Below are 1,749 nucleotides of genomic sequence, written 5' to 3' on the forward strand. Positions count from 1 at the left end.
ATTATCCAAGGGGGAAATGTTACCTCATTTTCACTTAGCAATAACGCAGAGATTAGTATTAAATACCCAATAAACTTTAGCAAAAATAGTTTAACACCAATCTTATCATCTACAGCTGGTGTTGTTAGCGGCGGTAGCGCTGACTCTGATAACGGAGCATTTATCCGTTATACTGATAAAACTATATTTATAATCAACTCGCCGTGGATGAATATGACCTCAATATATTACGGACCCTTAAGGTGGATTGCTTTTGGTATTTAAGCAATACAAATGGCTATCCACTCCATCGAGTCTTGGTATGACAGCAATCTGTTAATTAAAAAGTGTATTGCAGTTTTGTTATCTGCTCCACCTACATGCCAAGTAGAAAATGTTTGGATTGCTGACTCTGTATTTCCTTCAGCTTGTGCATTTATGGCAAAAAGAGTTTTTTTGACAATGATTGGAATTTTAACAATAGTCCCATATGTATTAGGTGCTATGTAAAAAAATCCCCCTTGGCTATGCCCGACCTATCGCTATCGCTGTTCCATACGTTGATGTTATTTTTCCATTAATCCAAATTGATCCAACTTTTACACTTGTATTTGTTTGATTACCAAACGTTAGTATTTGTGTTGCGCTATAGTCTTCTGCGTTAACGTCATTACCAACAACAGCAAAAATATCTCTAAAGGCAATGGCAAACGTCCAGGTTGAGCCCACCAGTTCACCCCAAAACTTTCTCCCTTGGCTAGACAATATCTAAGAAACGCAAATAGCGATCCATTCTTGTGCATCTTGATAATTTAAATCACTGGTTAAAAAACGTATTTTTGTTTTATCATCAGCTCCACTAATATTCCAACCATAAAATAATTTGGGGGCAGAATCGGCTTTTCCTTCTATTTGAGCGTTTAATGCAAATAGAGTTTTATTGGCAACAATGGGTAATGTAACGATAACATTTGATACGCTGTTGAAATACACAAATCCCCCTTGGCTAAGGATTTTAATTTCGCCCGAAAGATATGTATGAGATATTAATTGTCTCATTATTTAATGTATTACTTCCGATGAAACGCCTAATTAATACATTAAATTTATTTGTGTATTTATCCCCTATCGCAACAACATTTTCTAGGGCTTCATTATATTTATTACCATTATCTCCATTTGGTATTACTAATACATTTAATGGGCTTTTAACACCAATAGGATAGCTGATCTCTCTATTAGCAACACTGCCGACCTTCGTTAGAGGAGATATAACAATTTTTGATCCCCCTTGGCTAAGCTAGGTTTATATGCCGATTGCGACCCAAAAAACAGAGCCAGCCCGAAAAGCATTATGGGGTGGAAAATATAACGCCGCCGTAAAATAAGATGGCCAATTTGGGTGGATAGCGACAATAGCCGCGAAACTATCATTGCCGTAGTCATTAGCAACGACTTTATAATGTTTCAAGTACTGGATAGGTAGAGCCACTTTAGCATATTCATTCTCTTTTGTTGTAGCTACTCCCCCTTGGCTAGGAACAAGCAATAACAATCCATTGCTGAGTATCTCTTGATATATAGTTTGTCAAAAATTCTATTTCTGTTTTGTTATTAGCACCTGATTGATGCCACGCATAATGCAAGCTCGGAGCTTCTTCTGCTACTCCCTCAATCTGTGCATTTGTCGCAAATATGATTTTATTAACATTAATCGGTAATTTAACGATAAATTTTTTTGCATTAAATACGTCGAAAAATCCCCCTTGG

Annotated in this window: 3 protein-coding genes; 1 reads left to right on the forward strand and 2 read right to left on the reverse strand. The window is 36.5% G+C overall.

Annotated elements, in window-relative coordinates; translation table 11 throughout:
- Positions 1-264: hypothetical protein (locus tag JP36_RS11700; protein WP_039174701.1), on the forward strand; the 264-nt coding region annotated here is incomplete at its 5' end.
- 483 nt (positions 265-747) lie between these two features.
- Here the strand turns inward: JP36_RS11700 and JP36_RS11065 are convergent.
- Together JP36_RS11065 and JP36_RS11665 are read right to left on the reverse strand one after the other, a co-directional pair.
- Positions 748-972: a hypothetical protein gene (locus JP36_RS11065; protein WP_039174705.1), complete on the reverse strand. Its 225-nt coding sequence runs from the start codon at positions 970-972 to the stop codon at positions 748-750.
- 542 nt (positions 973-1,514) lie between these two features.
- A partial coding sequence (locus JP36_RS11665) for a hypothetical protein (RefSeq protein WP_039174709.1) occupies positions 1,515-1,749 on the reverse strand: 235 nt, incomplete at its 5' end.

It is taken from the genome of Gallibacterium genomosp. 1, from assembly GCF_000771875.1.
GTDB lineage: Bacteria > Pseudomonadota > Gammaproteobacteria > Enterobacterales > Pasteurellaceae > Gallibacterium.